This window comes from Neorhizobium huautlense (assembly GCF_030811685.1).
In the GTDB taxonomy this organism is placed as follows: Bacteria; Pseudomonadota; Alphaproteobacteria; order Rhizobiales; family Rhizobiaceae; genus Neorhizobium; species Neorhizobium huautlense_A.
Window position 1 is genome coordinate 366,927 of record NZ_JAUSRF010000005.1, and the last position, 18,259, is coordinate 385,185.

Genomic DNA, 18,259 nt, shown 5'->3' on the forward strand with positions numbered 1-18,259 from the left:
GCTGTGGCGCAAGCCGGTGAGCTTACTTCTTCTTGTGCGTCGCGCGGGCCTTGCGAAGCGCGGCATCGCGTTCGTTTTGCCAGAAGACAAAAGCGGCAACGCAGGATACGCCGACGATCGGCGTCAGGAGAAGGATCAGGTTTTCCATCATGTCCTCAACCTTTCGAGTATCTTCATTGCACCCAAATGTAGGATCAGACTGAGAATAAAGCAAGCAATGGGTGAGCCGACCAGCCAGAACAGGCCATTGGATGTGCCCGTACCCTCATAGGCAATGCGGGCGATCGGCGTGAAAACGCCGATGAGCATCACGCCGATGCCGATATTGTTGAGAAAGGTTGCGCGCAGTTTGGTCTGCTCTTTTTCCGCATCCGACAGCGTGAACGCTTCGGTCTGTTCCATATCGCCTCGCTGATCATCCGTTGCCACGTCAGTCTATTCGGCTCGGCACAAGGAGACAAATAAATAACAAATTCATCGTGTTCGGTTGGCACTCATTCGATGCTTGCCTCATCCATTGTTCACATTGTCTCGTTTCGCGTTCTGATAGGTGGTCAATTTTCGACCCATCTTCTAGTTTCGCGCCACCTCGAGTCAGATCCGCGGAGCGACATGAAACCCATAACGTCCCTGTTGGCCGGGCTGGTGATAGCCGGTTCAGCCTCCGTCTTGCCGGCCCATGCCATAGACAGCAGTATACAGCGGCAGTTGAATGCCCTCGACCCGCAGGAAAGGCGTGAGCAGCGCTGCGACATGGAAGCCATGGCGCGTATTGCCAAGGAATCCGGTGTCTACCGTCCGGACAAGGTGATCGCCTACACGCGGGCGGACCTGATCGAGAAGGGCGATGACCTGAAAGCGCCGGGTGCGGTGTTTCGCAGTGCCGGAGATTGGTACAAGCTGAAATTCCGCTGCCGCACAGGCGACAAGGGATTGAGCATCGTTTCCTTCGATTACAAGATCGGTGACAAGATCCCACGCAGCGAATGGGATCGCCTGTATCTTTACGACTGATCTCGTGGGAGGCTGATAACAAGTGATATCGGCCGCCCCATTCTATGGGGCGATCCGATGTTGCAGGCGCGTCGCGATCCGTTCCCTCACGTCAACGAACCGGCCTCGACGTGGTGGCCGTCACATCAAACACCTCATCGACAGGAACGCCCAGACCCGTTGCGAGTGCATTCGTCTGGCTGGCGAGCGCAATGACCTGCAAAAGCTCGGCATGCATGGCAGGCGTCATGCCTTTCGCGCGGGCAGATGCGGTGTGGGAATGCACGCAATATCCGCAATTATTGGCCGTCGATACGGCGATATAGATCAGCTCCTTGACCAGCGGATCGAGTGCACCGGGCGCCATGACGATCTGAATCCTGTCCCAGACCGCTCTCAGCTGCTCGGGATCATGCGCAAGCGCCCGCCAGAAATTGTTGACATAGTCGGTGCCGCGGCGCTCCCGGATTTCGTTAAAGACCGCGCGCGCTTCCGCGCTTGCGTCTTCATCCGTCTGCAATGGGACGACCGCCATCAGACAAGCGCCAGAACACGGGCCGGACCACCTGTGCCGCCACGATGCGTGGGCGCGCCGACGATGATCGTTGCACCCTTGACCGGCAGCGCCTCGAGATTGTTCAGGCCCTCGATGCCGTAACGGCCAGCCGGCAGCCATGAATTGTGTACGGCAAAATCCGCCGAATTGCCGGGATCGAGCGACAGTGTGTCGACGCCTATGGCAACGGTGTCGAGCGTTTGCAGAAGATCGGTTGCCGATTTGCCGAAACCGGGAAAGGCGAATTTGCCCGCATCGTCATTACGGAAAGCTGGTGTCGTCACCTTTGCCGCCCAGCCGGAACGCAGTGCCACGAGGGCGCTTGCCGGGATCTCGCCATTGGTGCTGATCCAGCGTTCGATATCGGCGGCCTCAAGCGCAGTGTTTGCATCCTCTTTTGCACGGTCGGTGATGTCGATGATGACGAGGGGAGCAACAAGTTTTTGCGGCTCCAGCTGATCGACACTGGCGCCGTCGGCGCTGAAATGCAGGGGCGCATCGATATGTGTGCCGGTATGTTCGAAAATCGTCAGCTTGTGCAGCTGGTAGCCATCCTTGGCGATCTCAGCCGCCCATTCGAATTCGATGCCCGGCTTTCCGTCGAATGTCGGAAAATGCTGATCATAGGCATGGGTCAGGTCGACCACCTTTCTGGCCGTTTGTGCCAGAACCGGCGTCGATAATGTGCCGGCGGCGATTGCGGCACCCGCCAGTGCCGCGCCCTTGAACAGCAGGCGCCGCGACAGCATATTTTTCTTCACGTCCTCAATCACGCAATGATTGCACATTCCGTTCGACCCTCCGTTGAAAAATGCCTAACCGGCACGGTACTCCAAACCGGCAATCGAGCAAGGACAGATCGTTCCCGCATGGCGCCGTGGTGAGAAGAGACACCTGCCGATGTCCGGATATGTGAAATGAATTCCGGCGCTTCGATCGCGCGCCGGCATTGCTCATGTGTCCGCAGCCAGCGGCACGACCCTCTCGGCCCTCCACGGGCCGTCGAGATATCGCCAGAGTTCAAGCCCGGTGATTCGGATAGGGTGCGGAACGAAATTTTCTCTCAAGCGGCGATAAAGACTGTCCGCCTCGGTCTTGGAAACCCTGTTCTGAATGGTGATGTGGGGTTGCCACTTCTGGCGGTCCTGTGGTCCGAGCCATTGGCCGAAGCCGGTTTGCAGGTCTCCGCGCAAATGCTCCAGCGCGGGGCTGGTGATGGAGAAAGCAACGCCGGCACCCAGATGGCGGAGGCCGCTGACATCGGCGAAAAATGCACCTTGGCCTGCAGCCGTTGCGGTGAGGATCTGAACGACACGCTCGATATATTCGCCCGGCAGGCGATGAAACATCGTCAGATGCGCGCGCAGGAAATTTCGCTCACGAGGAAAATGTGCCTGCCGCAGATGGTCGAAGGGTTCGAGGTCTTCCTCTGGAATTCGGGCCGTGACAATCAGTGGCGAACGGGTTTTCAAGCGTTTTTCCTGTCTGGCGCATTCGTTTCCATTCGAAGTTAGGCCTGCGAATGTGAAGGGAAAGACTGGCGGATAAACGTCGACCGGGCATGACGCCCGATCCATCCTGTGTTAAGTCGCCGCCCATGATGCGACAGAATATGCCCAGCATGCATGCCCAGTTCGACATGTTCTCCGAGGATGATGCGGACGATCCAAAGCCGTCGGGCGGGCTTTCTCCCAAACGTCCTGCCGGACGCGGTCTGGATGAAGCGCAGATGGTGGCGCATCTCGTGGACACTGGCCGTTACCGCATTCTGCAGAAACTGGAGCCGCGCAGGATCGCCTCCGTCATTCGCCCGGAATTTCCGTTGAAGGGTGTGATCCTCGATACCGAAACCACCGGTCTCAGCCACCGCAAGGATGAGATCATCGAGATCGGCATGATCGCCTTCACCTTCGATGCGGATGGAAATATCGGCGATGTCACCGGCATCTATGGCGGCCTGCGGCAGCCGGGCGTGGCCATTCCGGCAGAAATCACCAGGCTCACCGGCATTACCGATGAAATGGTGGCGGGGCAGGACATCGACATGCGGGCCGTTGCGGCCCTGATCGAGCCGGCCGATCTGATCATTGCCCATAATGCCGGTTTCGATCGGCCGTTCTGCGAAGCGTTTTCGCCGATTTTTTCCAACAAGGCCTGGGCCTGCTCCAATGCCGAAGTCGATTGGTCGTCGCGCGGTTTCGAGGGCACTAAACTCGGCTATCTGATCGGTCAGGCCGGTTTCTTCCACGATGGCCATCGTGCGGTGGATGACTGTTTCGCTCTGCTGGAAGTGCTGGATCGCAAGACCGGACAGGATAGTTCACCGGCGTTTGCCGAACTTTACCGGTCGAGCCAGCGCGCTCGCGTGAGAATATTTGCCGAGCACAGCCCTTTCGACATGAAGGATCACCTGAAGGCGCGCGGTTACCGCTGGTCGGATGGCAGCGAAGGCCGCCCTAAATCCTGGTGGGTGGAAGTCGATGAGCCGGATCTGGAAAACGAGCTCACCTATCTGCGCTCAGAAATCTATCGTTACGACGCCGATCCGCCGACCAGGCACCTGACGGCTTTCGATCGTTTTCGGGCTTGAGCCTGTTTTTTCGGCAGCATAGCTTGACCTATGCGCTTGGTGCATGGGTGGGCTGCGGCGGACCATCTAACCGGTCGCGAAGAATCCTGTATAAGTCATCTCAACGAAGCGATGCACCTCCTCCCGCAGAGCTTCGGGTTTCAGGCGACCTACTCCTCCTCCCAAGGAAGCCTGAGTGAACAGCGGCACTCCTCCTCCCAGTCGCTGTTCGGTTCTTTTCGAAAAGCCTGCCGCACCTCCTCCCGCGGCAGGCTTTTTCGTTTTCAGCGACCATCAATCCTGCATATTTCTCAACCGCTACCACCTTCGATCAGGCTCATCGGCCATACTCGGTGATGCGGCGATGCATAGACATCCTGATAAGCGGGCATGGTCGACAAAAGTCCCTCCGCCAGTCCGACGCCGAGATCATGCAGCGAAAGGCTGAAGCCGGTCAGTGTCGGTGAAAGGAATTGCGTATGCGGGCTGTGTCGGCCGACAATGGCGATGTCTTTGCCGGGGCGGATGCCTGACTCTTCTAGCCCCTTGTAGAGCCCGGTCACCAATGTCTCGTTGACAAGAGCGATGGCAGACGGGCGCGAGGGCCGTGCCGCGATCTCCTTGGCAACCGCATAACCGCCGGATTCGCTGGGCTTTGCGCGAAAAATGTTCTCTTCGCGCAGTAGGATCCCATGCGCATCAAGAACGCTGCGGCAGCGTTCGACAAAAAGATATCCCAGATTGAGATCGCCATGCGGCCAGATCACGCTGATTTCCCTGTGTCCCGCGTGCGCAAGCCGTTCCATGGCCGCGTCCGCCATGCCCTCGAAATCGAGGTCGATCCACGGTTGGCCGACATCGGTCAGGCTGCGACCCAGCGAAATGAAGGGGATCTTATGCCGGTCCAGCAGTTCGAAGCGGGCATCATTGCGACGGGTGGCGGACAAGATGATCGCATCGGCAAAACCGCGCGCCACGGTGCGCTGCAGATAGGCGTCCGGGTCTTCGGATGAGGAGCAGAGCAGGGCGACCAGATCGAGATCGTGGCGGGCGAGCACCGTCTGGACGCCATCGAACACGCTCATGAAAAACGTGTCGCCCTGAGCCGTGATCTCCGGTCCGGTCTGCATCATGAAACCGATCACGCCGGTCGAACCCTTGCGCAGGGAGCGGCCCGACTGGTTTGCCACATAACCCAGCTTTTCAGCTGCTTCGAGAACGCGCTGTCGCGTCTGCGGATTGACGTCCGCCTTGCCGTTCAAAGCGCGTGACACGGTGCCGATCGATATGTCGAGATGGTCGGCGAGCTGCCGTATGCCCTTCATGCGAATATCCGTCTTTCATCATCCTCTTGAGAACCAGTATTGACAAAATATCAGACATGTCCATAGTTTCCGTAAACGTTTACGGTCGTCGCAGGAGGTGCAGCCCGCAAGCGTCTTTGGGAGGTTTATCGTGACATACAGCGTCGTTTTGTGTGGGTGCGGAGCTATGGCCAAGGGCTGGCTCCGGGCGGTCCAATCCACACCGGATTTGAGAGATGCGCTCCGCATCGTCGGCCTGGTCGACCTGAATGAAGATGTCGCGCAGGCGCTGGCAGCGGAGTTCGGCCTTGCCGATGTCGTCATCGGCACGGACCTGCAAACGGTGCTTGAGGCGACGAAGGCCGAGATCGTTTTCGATGTCGTCATTCCGGCAGCGCGCCACGTGGTTGTGACAACCGCCCTGGCACATGGCTGCCACGTGCTCAGCGAAAAACCCATGGCCAATTCGATGGAGGAAGCTGCGGATCTCCTGAAAGCCGCCGCGAAGGCCGGAAAAATCCATTCCGTCGTTCAGAACCGGCGTTTCATTTCCGGTGTTCGCCGTATGCATCGACTGGTCGAAAGCGGCGCGATTGGTGACATCACGGCGATCCATTGCGATTTCTTCATTGGCCCGCATTTCGGCGGGTTTCGCGAGAAGATGGACAATGTCCTCTTGCTTGACATGGCGATCCATACATTCGATGCCGCCCGTTATGTCTCGGGCAAAACACCGCTGTCCGTCTATTGCCTCGAAACCAATCCATCCGGCTCGTGGTATGCGCATGGCGCTTCCGCCAATGCCGTCTTCCGCTTTTCCGATGATGTCGTCTTCACCTATCGCGGCTCATGGTGCGCGGAAGGCGAGCGCACCAGCTGGGAAAGCGCGTGGCGCATCGTTGGCACGAAAGGCATGCTGACCTGGGATGGTGAGGATGGCTTCAAGGCTTCTGTCGCCGGCAGCGAAGATGGCCTGTTGCGAGGCTTCGCGCCGGTCGAGGTGCCGCCGCCATCTCGGGACGAAGAAACCCACGGCCACGCCAGCGTCATCGCCGATTTCCTCGATGCCATCCGCACGGGACGGGCACCGGAAACGGCCGGGGAGGACAATATCCGAAGCCTCGCCATGGTTTTTGGTGCCATCGAAAGCGCCCGGCTTGGGCGCAGTGTCGAGCTTGCAGCATAGGGAAGAGAGTGATGAGCGTAGATTTGAAAAATTCCATTCGCGTCGGCACCATGGTCAGCGCCACGAAGGGGCAGGCGGCCGAGCGTATCGCGCAGATCGCCGACATGGGCTTTGAGAGTTTCGAGCCGTTTTTCTGGCAGACGACCAATGGTCAGGATATCGCCGAACTCGGCAAACGCTGCGTCGAGGCGATCGGAGACAGGGATATCACCATCTCCACCATCGGCATGTTCGGCAATCCGCTGGAAGGCACCGATATCGATCTTCAGACCCTGCAGGGCTGGAAGGATTGCATCGACAATGCCCACCATTTCGGTGCGACCTGCGTGGCCGGTTTTACCGGCCGCATCCGCAACCGGCCGCTGCCGGAAAGCCTGCCGCGCTACAAGGAAATCTTTGGCGAGCTTGCCAAGCGCGCCGCCGACAAGGGGGTGAAGATCGCCTTCGAGAACTGCGCCATGGACGGCAACTGGCAGACCGGCGACTGGAATATCGCCCATAACCCGGATGCCTGGGAGCTGATCTTCAACGAGACGCCGGATGACAATATCGGGCTGGAATGGGAACCCTGCCACCAGATGGTCTATCTGATCGATCCGCTGCCGCAGATCCGCAAATGGGCGCACAAGATCTTTCACGTGCACGGCAAGGATGCCACCATCCGATGGGATGTGATCCGCGAACATGGCATCTTTGGCAAACACCCGTTCGTTTTCATGCGCACGCCCGGTTTCGGCGACAGCAACTGGACCGATATCATTTCGGAACTGCGGCTCGCCGGCTGGTCCGGCTCCATCGATATCGAAGGCTGGCATGACCCGGTCTATCGCGATGCGCTGGAAATGACCGGTCAGGTGCATGCGCTCAATCACCTGAAACAGGCGCGCGGCGGCAATTTCGTCGTTGATCCGTCCTGAAAGGAATGCACGCCGATCACATGAGGAGGTGTGACCGGCAACATGTCGTCAAGGATAACCTTAAAGGAGGAGAACCATGGGTATCCGCAAGCATTCGATTGCCATCGCATTGGCTCTGACATGTGCCTCGCTGGTCAGTTTTCAGGCGAAAGCCGAGGACGTGAAACTGACACTCTGGTCGCTGGACCGCGATATCCAGCCGGCGCCCAACCTGATCAAGGAATTCAACGCGCAGAAAAACGGTATCCAGATCGAATACCGGCAGATTCAGTTCGATGATGTGGTGAGCGAGGCAATGCGCGCCTATTCCACCGGCAAAGCGCCCGACATCATTGCCATCGACAACCCGAACCATGCAATGTTCGCGTCGCGTGATGCCTTCCTCGACCTCACCGACATGATCAAGACGTCGACGGTCATCAAGCCGGAAAACTATTTTCCGGGGCCGCTGAAATCGGCCACGTGGGATGAAAAATATTACGGCGTGCCGAAGGCAACCAACACGATCGCGCTTTATTACAACAAGGACCTGTTCAAGGCCGCTGGTCTTGATCCGAACAAGCCGCCGCAGACCTGGGACGAACTGGTCGAAACGGCGCGAAAACTCAACGATCCGTCGGAAAACGTCTATGGCATCGCATTCTGTGCCAAGGCCAATGAGGAGGGCACCTTTCAGTTCCTTCCATGGGCGCAGATGGGCGGCTCCACCTACAAGACCATCAATGGCGAAGGTGCGGTGCGCGCGCTCTCCATCTGGAAACAGCTGATGGACGAGAAACTGACCTCGCCGGATACGCTCACCCGCAGCCAGTGGGATTCGACCGCGACCTTCAACGCCGGCAATGCCGCCATGGTGATTTCCGGTCCATGGGAAATCGACCGCATGCTGACGGACGCCAAGTTCGAATGGGGCACGGCGCTTCTGCCGGTTCCGCAGGAAGGTGCGCAGCGTTCATCGGCCATGGGTGATTACAACTGGGCGATTTTCTCCAACTCGAAACATCCGGAAGAAGCGTTCAAGGCGCTTGAATTCTTCGCCTCCAAGGATGCGACGATGTACAAGGATTTTGGCCAGCTTCCGGCACGCGCCGATCTGCCTGTTCCGCCCACCGGCAATGCCATGAAGGATGCGGCTCTCGCAACCTTCCTCGAGCAGATGAAATATGCGCAGCCGCGCGGTCCGTCGCCCGAATGGCCAAAGATTTCCAAGGCCATTCAGGATGCCATCCAGGCGGCACTGACCGGCCAGATGGAACCGAAGGCAGCGCTCGATCAGGCGGCTGAAAAGATCAAGTCGATCGAAGGCTAAGGTACCCTTGGCCCGCGCCATCATGGTCGCGGGTCAAAACTCCCGTTTCCTCCCGGACGGTTCTGCCCGGCACGCCAATGTGCCGGGTGGTTCCGAGCGATGACATGAGGTTTTGATGAGACGGATTCTTTCGACCGTCAGGGATGGCCGTGGTTTCGACATCGTGCTTGTCGGCGTGCCCTTCGCGTTCCTGTTCGCGCTGGCCGGCCTGCCGTTGATCTACAATATCCTGATGAGCTTTCAGGAGGTGGACATGTTCAGCCTCGGCAGCTTCATCCGGCCTTTTGTCGGCATCGACAATTACGTGGCGCTGTTCAGGCAGCCGGAAACCTGGCCGATCCTGACCAACACGCTGATCTTCGTTGTCGGCTCCATCGCCGGGCAATTCGTCATCGGTTTTGGCCTCGCGCTGTTCTTCTGGACGAATTTTCCGGGTGCAAGCTGGTTGCGCGGGCTGTTTCTGGTCTCGTGGGTCATGCCCGGTCTCGTCGTCGGCGCGATCTGGAACTGGATACTCTCCGGCGATTTCGGTGTCCTGAACTTTTTCCTGCGTGAAAGCGGCTTGATTGAGGGCAACATCTTCTGGCGTTCGGACCCGATTTTTTCGCTCTGGGCGGTGGTCATCGCCAATATCTGGCTCGGCACATCCTTCAACATGATCCTGCTGTCGGTCGGTCTTTCCGCCATTCCCGGCGATCTTTACGAGGCCGCCGAAATGGACGGCGCCAATGGCTGGCAGCGCTTCTGGACGATCACGCTGCCGATGATGCGCTCGACCATCGGCGCGATCATCGCGCTCGGGCTGATTTTTACGCTGCAGCAATTCGATCTGTTCGCGGCCATCACCGATGGCGGGCCGAACAATTCCTCCAATGTCGCGCAATACTGGGCGTGGGATCTGTCCTTCCGCCAGTATGATTTCGGCCGGGGTGCCACGATCTCCGTCATCATGACCGTCTTCGTAATGTTTGCCGCCGCCGTTTATGTGCGCTCCACACGTCATGAGGTGCGCGGATGAGCGAGACCGCACGCAATCGCCTGATGCTCGCGATCGCGCTCATCATGGCAGCCATATACCTGTTTCCGCTCTACTGGATGTATGTCACGTCCCTGAAAAGCGGTTCGGAAATGTTCGCCAATCCCCCAAGCTTCTGGCCGTCATCGGCACAGTGGCAAACCTTTGCCTTTGTCTGGGAAAGCCGGAACATGGGTCGCTATCTGTGGAACTCGACGGTCATAGCCTTCGGTTCGGTGGCCCTGATCGCCGTGCTCGGCACCGGTTGCGCCTATGTTCTGGCGCGCTACAGGAATGTCTGGGTCGATGTCGGGCTTTTCCTTATCCTCATGCTGCAGGTCCTGCCGGCATCCTTGATGGTGACTCCGATCTTCGTCGGTTTCACCCAGGTCGGCCTGCTCGATTATCCGCGCCTCGCGGTCATTCTGGCGATCGCCGCCAAAAGCATGCCGTTCTTTGTGGTTCTGGTCCGTGCCACATTCATGGCCGTGCCGATGGAACTGGAAGAGGCAGCGCTGGTCGACGGCAATTCGCGTGTCGGCGCGTTTTTCAACATCGTCCTGCCGCTTGCCCGCAACGGCATTCTCGTCAGCGCCATCCTCATCTTCATGCAGGCTTTTGGCGAGTTCGTTTATTCGAAGTCGATGATCCAGGATGTCAGCCTGCAGCCGGCAAGCGTCGGCCTCAATTCCTTTATGGGGCCGAACACCAGCGAATGGAACAACATCATGGCCTACGCCACGATGTACGTGACACCCATCCTTGCGATCTTCGTGCTTCTGCAGCGGCGCATCGTCTCCGGCCTCACATCGGGAGCCCTCAAATGACCCAGCAAATCGAACTTTCCGGCGTCAACAAATATTACGGCGCCTATCACGCGCTGCGGGACATCAACCTCTCCATTCCGAAAGGGGCCTTCGTCGCGCTGGTCGGGCCGTCCGGCTGCGGAAAATCGACACTTCTGCGCTCGCTCGCAGGGCTCGAAACCATTTCGAGCGGTGATCTGGTGATTGCAGGCGAGCGCATGAACGACATGCCGCCACGCAAGCGGGATCTGGCGATGGTCTTCCAGTCCTATGCGCTTTATCCGCACATGACGGTGGAGCAGAACCTGACCTACAGCCTTCGCATCAAGGGCGTGAAAAAGGCGGAAGCGAAAAAGGCGGCGGAAGAAGTAGCGGCGATTACCGGCCTGTCGGACCTGCTCCACCGTTATCCGCGCGAGCTTTCCGGCGGGCAGCGCCAGCGCGTCGCCATGAGCCGGGCGATCATCCGCCATCCGAAAGCGTTTCTGTTCGACGAACCGCTCTCCAATCTCGATGCGGCCTTGCGTGTCCACATGCGCAAGGAAATCCGGGCGCTGCATGACCGGTTGGGCGCGACCTCCGTTTATGTCACCCACGATCAGGTTGAGGCCATGACGATGGCTGACCATGTCGTGATCATGCGCGCAGGCGTGATCGAACAGCAGGGACGTCCGCTCGATCTCTACGATCGCCCGGCCAATCGTTTTGTTGCCGGTTTCATCGGTTCGCCGGCCATGAATTTCATTCCGGCCCGCACATCTGACGACGGCACGTCGCTCATCCTCGATCTGCCGGGGGCGCCCGTTCTGGCGATGGATCTCGATCTGCCGCCGGGCCATGCCGTATCGGTCGGCATCCGCCCGGAACATCTGTCGCTGGCGACGGCGGATATGCCGGGTTTCAATGTTCCGGTTGCGGCAATCGAATCAACCGGTGCCGCAACGTTCGTGACGACGGAAACCACCCCGGAAATCGTTCTGGTCCTCAACGGAAGGTCCACGGTTTCTGCCGGCGAGACGATACACCTGACATTCGAGCCGAAAAACATCCACGTTTTCGACGCCGGCTCCGATCAGCGTATCGAGGTCGGAACGGTTTTGACGCAGGCAAAGACAGCGTCCTGATCAGCCTTAAGTGACGGTTTTAAGTCGATGAATATGCGAAGAAAACCGGCTCCTCTCAGGAGCCGGTTTGTTTTCGTGTGCCCGTCAGATCGGCAATATCTGCCGCCCACCAGCGATCTCCAATCGACCGATTGACAAGCGCACGCGCCGGTGCTTTGCTAAGATGTCAGACCAATTTAGACGCCGTTCAAGGCGCGGTCGGCAGGGGATCTGGAGGTGGCATGAAGCCAAAACTGTCCGATACGCTTCGGCCGTTGCCGACCATGGACCGCGCAAGGCAGGTCACTTCGGCACTTGCCCAATTCGTGGCCGATGCCAGGCTGAAGACGGGTGATCGGCTGCCTGCCGAGCGTGAGCTGATGGCGGCGCTTGCCGTTGGCCGTTCGACGATCCGCGAGGCGATCCGGCATTTTCAAGCGCTCGGAGTCATCGAAACCCGCAAGGGCAGCGGCACCTATCTGCTGCGCCCGATTTCTCCCGATACCGTGCATATGCCTCTGTCGCTCGACGCGACGCAGCTGCGCGATGTGCTTTTGCAGACCCTGCAGGTTCGCCGTGGCATCGAATGCGAAGCGGGCATGGTGGCGGCACAGATGCGCACCGCCGACGATCTCGTGAACATCGAAGACAAGCTGGTGAAGATGGAGACAGTGCATCTGGAGCAAGGCTCGTCCGGCCCGGAGGATCTGGCCTTCCATCTCGCCGTCTACGACGCCACCCACAATCCGCTGTTCCGGCAGATCCTTGAACAGATGCGTGAAAGTTTCGAGCACTTTTGGGCCGCGCCCTTTGATCGCAAGGATTTTGCCCGCCGTTCCTTTCCGTTTCATCGCACGCTTTTCGACGCCATCGCCGCCCAGAACCCGGAGCGGGCGCGGCGCGAGACACTGAAAATCCTCGCAGTTGTCGAGGAAGACATCAAGGAAATGTCCAAATGAATGAAATGCTCGATCCGTCGGCGTTTGCATCGCTGATCACCGCCCATGACGACGGCAATTTTGCCGATGCGGTTGTGCCGCCGATCTTTCAGACCTCGCTGTTCACCTTCTCCGAATATGACGAGATGATCGCTTCCTATCGCGGCGAGAAGGTGCGGCCGATCTATACGCGCGGCCTCAACCCGACGGTGCGCATGTTCGAGGAAATGCTGGCCAAGCTGGAGGGTGCGGAAGATGCGCTCGGTTTTGCCAGTGGCATGTCGGCAATCTCGGCTTCCGTGCTGAGCTTTGTCGAGCCGGGTGATCGTATCGTGGCGGTCAACCATGTCTATCCCGACGCTTTTCGCCTGTTCGGCACGCTTTTGAAGCGCATGAAGGTCGAGGTGACCTATGTCGATGGCCGCGACGAGGAAGCTGTTGCAAAGGCGCTGCCGGGTGCAAAAATTCTCTATCTGGAAAGCCCGACGAGCTGGGTGATGGAAGCCCATGATGTCGGCGCGCTGGCAGCACTGGCGAAAAAACATGGCGCAATCTCGATGATCGACAACAGCTGGGCAAGCCCTGTCTTCCAGCGGCCGATCACGCTCGGTGTCGATCTGGTCATCCATTCAGCCTCGAAATATCTCGGCGGCCATAGCGATGTCGTTGCAGGTGTCGTTGCCGGTTCGAAGGAAATGATCGCCCGGTTGAAGTCGGAAGCCTATCCCTATCTCGGCGGCAAGCTCTCGCCCTTCGATGCCTGGCTTTTGATCCGCGGCATGCGCACACTGCCCTTGCGCATGAAGGCGCATCAGGATTCGGCGCTCACAATCGCGCGGCGCCTGCAGGAACTCGATGTGGTGGAAACGGTCTGCCATCCAGGGCTGGCGAACCGCCTGCCGGCGGGCCTCACCGGCACGTCCGGCCTGTTCTCCTTCATCTTCAAGGAAGGCGTCGATATTCGTGCCTTTGCCGATCATCTGAAACTCTTCAAGCTCGGCGTCAGCTGGGGCGGCCACGAAAGCCTGATTGTACCGGGCGAAGTGGTGCTGCAGCAGAAGGCCCAGCCGAATTCCGCGCATACATTCGGCATCCATGCGCGGTCCGTACGCCTCCATGTCGGCCTCGAGGGAACAGAGGCTCTGTGGAGCGATCTTCAGGAGGCGATCGCCGTCGCCACCTAGCGCATCAACCAAAACAACTGGGAGCAGGACAATGAAAACAATCATAACGGCTGCATTCATCGCGACCATGATGGCGGGGACCGCCATGGCCGATACAACGCTCAAGCTGGTGGAAGTGATCACCAGCCCGGAGCGCACGCAGACGCTGAAATCGCTGGTCGGCAAATTCGAAGCCGCCAATCCGGGCACCAAGGTCGAGATCATCTCGCTGCCCTGGAATGAAGCGTTCCAGAAATTCGCCACCATGGTCTCGGCCGGCGATACGCCCGACGTGATGGAAATGCCGGACACCTGGCTTTCGCTCTACGGCAACAATGGCATGCTCGAAAGCCTCGAGCCCTATCTCGAAAAGTGGGAGCATACGAAGGAGCTGACGCCGCGCGCGCTGGAACTCGGCCGAGATGTCAAGGACACCGCCTATATGTTGCCCTACGGCTTCTATCTGCGCGCCATGTTCTACAACAAGAAGCTGTTGAGTGAAGCCGGCGTTACCGAGCCGCCGAAGACCATGGACGAGTTCGTCAAGGCATCGGAAGCCGTTGCCAAACTGCCCGGCAAATACGGCTATTGCATGCGCGGCGGACCGGGTGGACTCAACGGCTGGATGATCTTTGCCGCCTCGATGGCCGGCGACAACAAGTATTTCACCGAGGACGGCACCTCGACGATGAACAGCGAAGGCTGGGCAAAGGGCATCGAGTGGATGGTCGATCTCTACAGACAAGGCCTTGCTCCGAAGGACAGCGTCAACTGGGGCTTCAATGAAGTCGTTGCCGGCTTTTATTCCGGCACCTGCGCTTTCCTCGATCAGGACCCGGATGCGCTGATCGCCGTGGCTGAGCGCATGAAGCCTGAGGATTTTGGCGTTGCGCCGCTGCCCAAGGGCCCGGCCGGCAAGTCCTATCCGACCATCGGTTATGCCGGCTGGTCGATGTTCGCCAAGAGCGAAAACAAGGACCTCTCCTGGAAGCTGATCGAAACGCTGCAGAGCCCGGAAAGCAATATCGAGTGGAACAAGAAGATCGGTGCACTGCCGGCCTATACGGCGGCTGAAAAGGATCCGTTCTACGCCGGTGACCAGTTCAAGGGCTGGTTCGAGGAACTGGCCGACAAGGACACCGTGCCGACGGTGATGCCGACCTTCCTCGAAGAGTTCGCCTTCTTCAAGGATTCTCTGGCGATCAAGACCTCGCAGCAGGCTTTGCTCGGTGACATCTCGGCCAAGGAATTGGCCGATGAATGGGCGGCTTACCTCACCAAGGCACAGCAGAAGAACCTCTCCAAGAAGTAATCGAGTTCATGGCGGCGCGTGAAAGACCGCGCCGCCACCCCGCCTTTCTTCATGCAATACGGCGCAAATCTTGCGCCGCAAACGGGAAACTGTCTGATGTCCATGACCGCCGACGTCTATGATCGTCGCCAGGATCGCAGGCCGTGGTTGAAGCGCCTTGCGGATGCCTCCGAGCCTTATCTTTACAGCGCGCCGGCGCTGATCCTCATCATCGTTGTCATGCTGGTGCCGCTTGTTGTCGGCATTTCCTATGCGTTTCGCGATATCCAGCTGCTCAACCCGTTTTCCGGCGGTTTCATCGGGCTCGAACACTTTGAGACCTTGTCGAAGGACAGGGCGTTTTACACCGCGCTGAAAAACACGCTTTGGTGGACCGGCGCATCCGTCTTCCTGCAATTCGGCTTCGGCCTCATTCTGGCGCTCTTGCTCGACAAGCCGTTCATGGGCCGTGGTCTGGTGCAGGCGCTGGTGTTCCTGCCTTGGGCGGTGCCGTCGTTCCTCGCCGGTCTCAATTGGTCGTGGCTGTTCAACCCAGTGATCGGGCCGATCCCGCACTGGCTGTTCGATCTTGGCCTGATGAGCCAGCCCGGTAATATCCTGTCGGATCCGCAATATGCGATGTGGGGTCCGATCATCGCCAATGTCTGGTGGGGCATTCCGTTTTTCGCCATCACATTGCTCGCCGCGCTTCAATCGATCCCGCGTGATCTTTATGAGGCGGCCTCCATCGATGGCGCCTCATGGTTCCAGCGCTTCTGGTCGATCACGCTGCCATTCCTGGCGCCAACCATCGCCATTACCGTTCTGCTGCGCACCGTCTGGATTTCCAACTTCGCCGATCTGATCGTCGTCATGACCGGCGGCGGACCTGCCGATCGTACCCAGATTGTCGCCAGCTACATCTTCACGCAGGCCTTCAAGGCGCTCGATTTCGGTTATGCCTCGGCCATCGCGCTGGTGCTGCTCGTGCTGTTGCTGGCCTATTCCATGCTGATCATCCTGCTGCGGCAGACATTGCTGAACAAAGGGTGAGGGTCATGAAAACATCGCTTCTTCCGACCATCGCGCACCGACTGGCCATTCTGGCCTACGTCATCTTTGCGCTTTTTCCGCTCTATTGGCTGTTCAAGGTGTCGCTGACGCCGAACGATCTGCTCTATTCCGAAGGCGTGCGCATGTGGCCGTCGCGAACCACGTGGGAACACTATTCCTTCGTGCTGCAACACAGCGCCTTTCCGACCTTCTTCAAGAACAGCCTGATCGTTTCCGGCTCGACTGCCATCATCGTCACCATCTGCGCTTCGTTGTCCGGTTATGCGCTCTCCCGCTTTAGTTTCCGGTTCAAGTACTGGATCGTCGGGCTGATGCTTTTGACGCAGATGTTCCCGCTGGTCATGCTGGTGGCACCGATCTTCAAGATCCTGACGCCGCTCGGTCTCACCAACAGCCTGACCGGACTGATCGTCGTCTACACCGCCTTCAACGTGCCCTTCGCGACCTTTCTGATGCAGTCGTTTTTCGACGGCATTCCAAAAGATCTGGAAGAGGCGGCGATGATCGACGGTGCCACGAAATTCACGGCGTTCCGGGAAATCATCCTGCCGCTGACGCTTCCCGGCATTGCTGCAACGCTCGGTTTCGTTTTCACAGCGGCATGGAGCGAGCTTCTGTTCGCGCTGATGCTGATCAACGGCAACAATGCCGCGACCTTCCCGGTCGGGCTGTTGACCTTCGTTTCCAAATTCTCGGTGGACTTTGGACAGATGATGGCGGCGGGCGTGCTCGCGCTCATCCCGGCCGCTCTCTTTTTCCTGCTCATCCAGCGCTACCTCGTCCAGGGCCTGACGGCCGGCGCGGTCAAGGGGTAATCTTATGGCTTCGATCGATATCCAGAACGTCAAGAAGGCCTATGGCCATGTGCAGGTGCTGCACGACATCGATTTGCAGATCAAGGACGGCGAGTTCGTCGTACTGGTTGGCCCGTCCGGCTGTGGCAAGTCCACTTTGTTGCGCATGATTGCGGGCCTGGAAGGTGTCACAGGCGGTGAGATGTGCATCGACGGCAAACGCGTCAACGAACTGCACCCAAAAGATCGTGACATCGCCATGGTGTTCCAGTCCTATGCGCTTTATCCGCATATGAATGTCGCCGGCAATATGAGCTACAGCCTGAAGCTTCGAAAAACGGCGAAGGAAAAGATTGCCACAGCCGTCGCCAGTGCCGCATCGAAACTCGGCCTCGATCCGCTGCTGGATCGTCGCCCGAAGGCGCTTTCCGGTGGCCAGCGCCAGCGTGTCGCCATGGGCCGCGCCATCGTGCGGCAGCCGAAAGCGTTTCTGTTCGATGAGCCTCTGTCGAACCTCGATGCCCGCCTGCGCGAGCAGATGCGCGCCGAAATCAAGAAAATGCATAGCGACCTCAAGGCCACCTCGATCTACGTCACCCACGACCAGATCGAGGCGATGACCTTGGCGGATCGGATCGTCGCCATGCATGGCGGGGTGGTCCAGCAGGTGGGGGCTCCGCTGGAGCTATACGACCGTCCCGCCAACCTCTTTGTCGCCGGGTTCATCGGCTCGCCGGGCATGAACTTTCTCGACGCAACCTATTCGGGCGGCAGCGTGACGCTGAAGGATGGAACCGTGGTTGCCCTGCCGGCCCCACTTGCTGTTGAAAATGGCGCCAAGGTGACGGTCGGCATTCGCCCGGAACATGTGGTGATGGGTGGGGAAGGGACCGGCATGGAGGCGAGTGTCGATCTGGTCGAGCCGACCGGTTTCGGCATCATCCTGCATCTCTCTCTGCATGGACTGGCCTTCAAGGTGTTCACACTCGACCGCGCGGCGCTCTCGGCCGGGCCAAAAGTGCATGTCAGCTTTCCATCGCAACACATTCATGTGTTCGACGAAGCCGGCAACCGCTGCATTTCCGGCTAAATCGATTTAGGCGCCGTTCCGGCTTGAAAGGCATGGCTGCAGGAGCAGCCATGCCTCAGACTGCTGACAAACCCCTGGCTGGTCCAGGGGTTTTGTGATTCACTGGGTCATGTTGAAGAAACCTGCTCCCGAACAGACGGCTCTCGAGATG

General features: G+C 58.8%; 20 protein-coding genes. 14 read left to right on the forward strand and 6 right to left on the reverse strand.

Translation table 11 applies throughout. From position 1 onward, the window contains the following. Positions 1-22: 22 nt before the first annotated feature. Positions 23-151: a hypothetical protein gene (locus J2T09_RS10075; protein ID WP_306833842.1), complete on the reverse strand. Its 129-nt coding sequence runs from the start codon at positions 149-151 to the stop codon at positions 23-25. Further along, positions 148-402: a hypothetical protein gene (locus tag J2T09_RS10080; RefSeq protein ID WP_306833844.1), complete on the reverse strand. Its 255-nt coding sequence runs from the start codon at positions 400-402 to the stop codon at positions 148-150. Before J2T09_RS10080 ends, J2T09_RS10075 begins: the two co-directional genes overlap by 4 nt. 210 nt (positions 403-612) lie before the next feature. Here J2T09_RS10080 and J2T09_RS10085 point away from each other — a divergent pair, with 210 nt between their 5' ends. Beyond that, positions 613-1,014, forward strand: coding sequence for a DUF930 domain-containing protein (locus tag J2T09_RS10085; protein WP_306833846.1), 402 nt, complete (start codon positions 613-615; stop codon positions 1,012-1,014). Between the two features lie 91 nt (positions 1,015-1,105). On the opposite strand, the gene J2T09_RS10090 is transcribed toward J2T09_RS10085, so the two are convergent. From J2T09_RS10090 to J2T09_RS10100, 3 genes are all read right to left on the reverse strand, one after another. Next, positions 1,106-1,528, reverse strand: a complete 423-nt coding sequence (locus J2T09_RS10090; RefSeq protein ID WP_306833849.1) for a carboxymuconolactone decarboxylase family protein — start codon at positions 1,526-1,528, stop codon at positions 1,106-1,108. After that, the gene (locus J2T09_RS10095) at positions 1,528-2,337 is read right to left on the reverse strand and encodes a cyclase family protein (protein WP_306833851.1); all 810 of its coding nucleotides are present in this window, start codon (positions 2,335-2,337) and stop codon (positions 1,528-1,530) included. Before J2T09_RS10095 ends, J2T09_RS10090 begins: the two co-directional genes overlap by 1 nt. Before the next feature lie 165 nt (positions 2,338-2,502). Beyond that, the gene (locus J2T09_RS10100; protein ID WP_306833853.1) at positions 2,503-3,021 is read right to left on the reverse strand and encodes a 2'-5' RNA ligase family protein; all 519 of its coding nucleotides are present in this window, start codon (positions 3,019-3,021) and stop codon (positions 2,503-2,505) included. 149 nt (positions 3,022-3,170) lie between these two features. Between J2T09_RS10100 and J2T09_RS10105 the strand changes: the two genes are divergently transcribed. Continuing rightward, the gene (locus J2T09_RS10105; protein ID WP_306833915.1) at positions 3,171-4,139 is read left to right on the forward strand and encodes a 3'-5' exonuclease; all 969 of its coding nucleotides are present in this window, start codon (positions 3,171-3,173) and stop codon (positions 4,137-4,139) included. Positions 4,140-4,429: 290 nt separating this feature from the next. Here the strand turns inward: J2T09_RS10105 and J2T09_RS10110 are convergent, their stop codons facing one another. Continuing rightward, a complete protein-coding gene (locus J2T09_RS10110) occupies positions 4,430-5,443 on the reverse strand; it encodes a LacI family DNA-binding transcriptional regulator (protein ID WP_306833855.1) in 1,014 nt (337 codons plus the stop codon). Positions 5,444-5,573: 130 nt separating this feature from the next. Here J2T09_RS10110 and J2T09_RS10115 point away from each other — a divergent pair, with 130 nt between their 5' ends. The 12 genes from J2T09_RS10115 to J2T09_RS10170 all read left to right on the forward strand — a co-directional run bounded on the left by J2T09_RS10115 (position 5,574) and on the right by J2T09_RS10170 (position 18,108). Beyond that, positions 5,574-6,608, forward strand: coding sequence for a Gfo/Idh/MocA family protein (locus J2T09_RS10115; protein ID WP_306833858.1), 1,035 nt, complete (start codon positions 5,574-5,576; stop codon positions 6,606-6,608). 11 nt (positions 6,609-6,619) lie between these two features. After that, positions 6,620-7,525, forward strand: a complete 906-nt coding sequence (locus J2T09_RS10120; RefSeq protein WP_306833860.1) for a sugar phosphate isomerase/epimerase family protein — start codon at positions 6,620-6,622, stop codon at positions 7,523-7,525. Between the two features lie 76 nt (positions 7,526-7,601). Further along, on the forward strand, positions 7,602-8,834 hold the full coding sequence (locus J2T09_RS10125) for an ABC transporter substrate-binding protein (protein ID WP_306833862.1): 1,233 nt from the start codon (positions 7,602-7,604) through the stop codon (positions 8,832-8,834). A gap of 115 nt (positions 8,835-8,949) precedes the next feature. After that, complete coding sequence (locus J2T09_RS10130) at positions 8,950-9,852, forward strand: carbohydrate ABC transporter permease (protein ID WP_306833864.1); 903 nt, start codon at positions 8,950-8,952, stop codon at positions 9,850-9,852. Then, positions 9,849-10,676: a carbohydrate ABC transporter permease gene (locus J2T09_RS10135; RefSeq protein ID WP_306833866.1), complete on the forward strand. Its 828-nt coding sequence runs from the start codon at positions 9,849-9,851 to the stop codon at positions 10,674-10,676. The genes J2T09_RS10130 and J2T09_RS10135 overlap by 4 nt, the downstream gene beginning before the upstream one ends. After that, positions 10,673-11,779, forward strand: coding sequence for an ABC transporter ATP-binding protein (locus tag J2T09_RS10140; protein WP_306833868.1), 1,107 nt, complete (start codon positions 10,673-10,675; stop codon positions 11,777-11,779). The genes J2T09_RS10135 and J2T09_RS10140 overlap by 4 nt, the downstream gene beginning before the upstream one ends. Before the next feature lie 221 nt (positions 11,780-12,000). Further along, positions 12,001-12,717, forward strand: coding sequence for a FadR/GntR family transcriptional regulator (locus tag J2T09_RS10145; RefSeq protein ID WP_306833870.1), 717 nt, complete (start codon positions 12,001-12,003; stop codon positions 12,715-12,717). Beyond that, entirely contained in the window at positions 12,714-13,880 is a 1,167-nt protein-coding gene (locus tag J2T09_RS10150; protein WP_306833872.1) for a PLP-dependent transferase, read from the forward strand. The genes J2T09_RS10145 and J2T09_RS10150 overlap by 4 nt, the downstream gene beginning before the upstream one ends. Before the next feature lie 31 nt (positions 13,881-13,911). Continuing rightward, complete coding sequence (locus tag J2T09_RS10155) at positions 13,912-15,171, forward strand: ABC transporter substrate-binding protein (RefSeq protein WP_306833874.1); 1,260 nt, start codon at positions 13,912-13,914, stop codon at positions 15,169-15,171. 96 nt (positions 15,172-15,267) lie between these two features. After that, entirely contained in the window at positions 15,268-16,203 is a 936-nt protein-coding gene (locus tag J2T09_RS10160) for a carbohydrate ABC transporter permease (RefSeq protein ID WP_306833876.1), read from the forward strand. 5 nt (positions 16,204-16,208) lie between these two features. Continuing rightward, entirely contained in the window at positions 16,209-17,039 is an 831-nt protein-coding gene (locus tag J2T09_RS10165; RefSeq protein WP_306833878.1) for a carbohydrate ABC transporter permease, read from the forward strand. A 4-nt stretch (positions 17,040-17,043) separates the two neighbouring features. Continuing rightward, positions 17,044-18,108: an ABC transporter ATP-binding protein gene (locus tag J2T09_RS10170; RefSeq protein WP_306833880.1), complete on the forward strand. Its 1,065-nt coding sequence runs from the start codon at positions 17,044-17,046 to the stop codon at positions 18,106-18,108. The last annotated feature ends 151 nt before the right edge of the window (positions 18,109-18,259 follow it).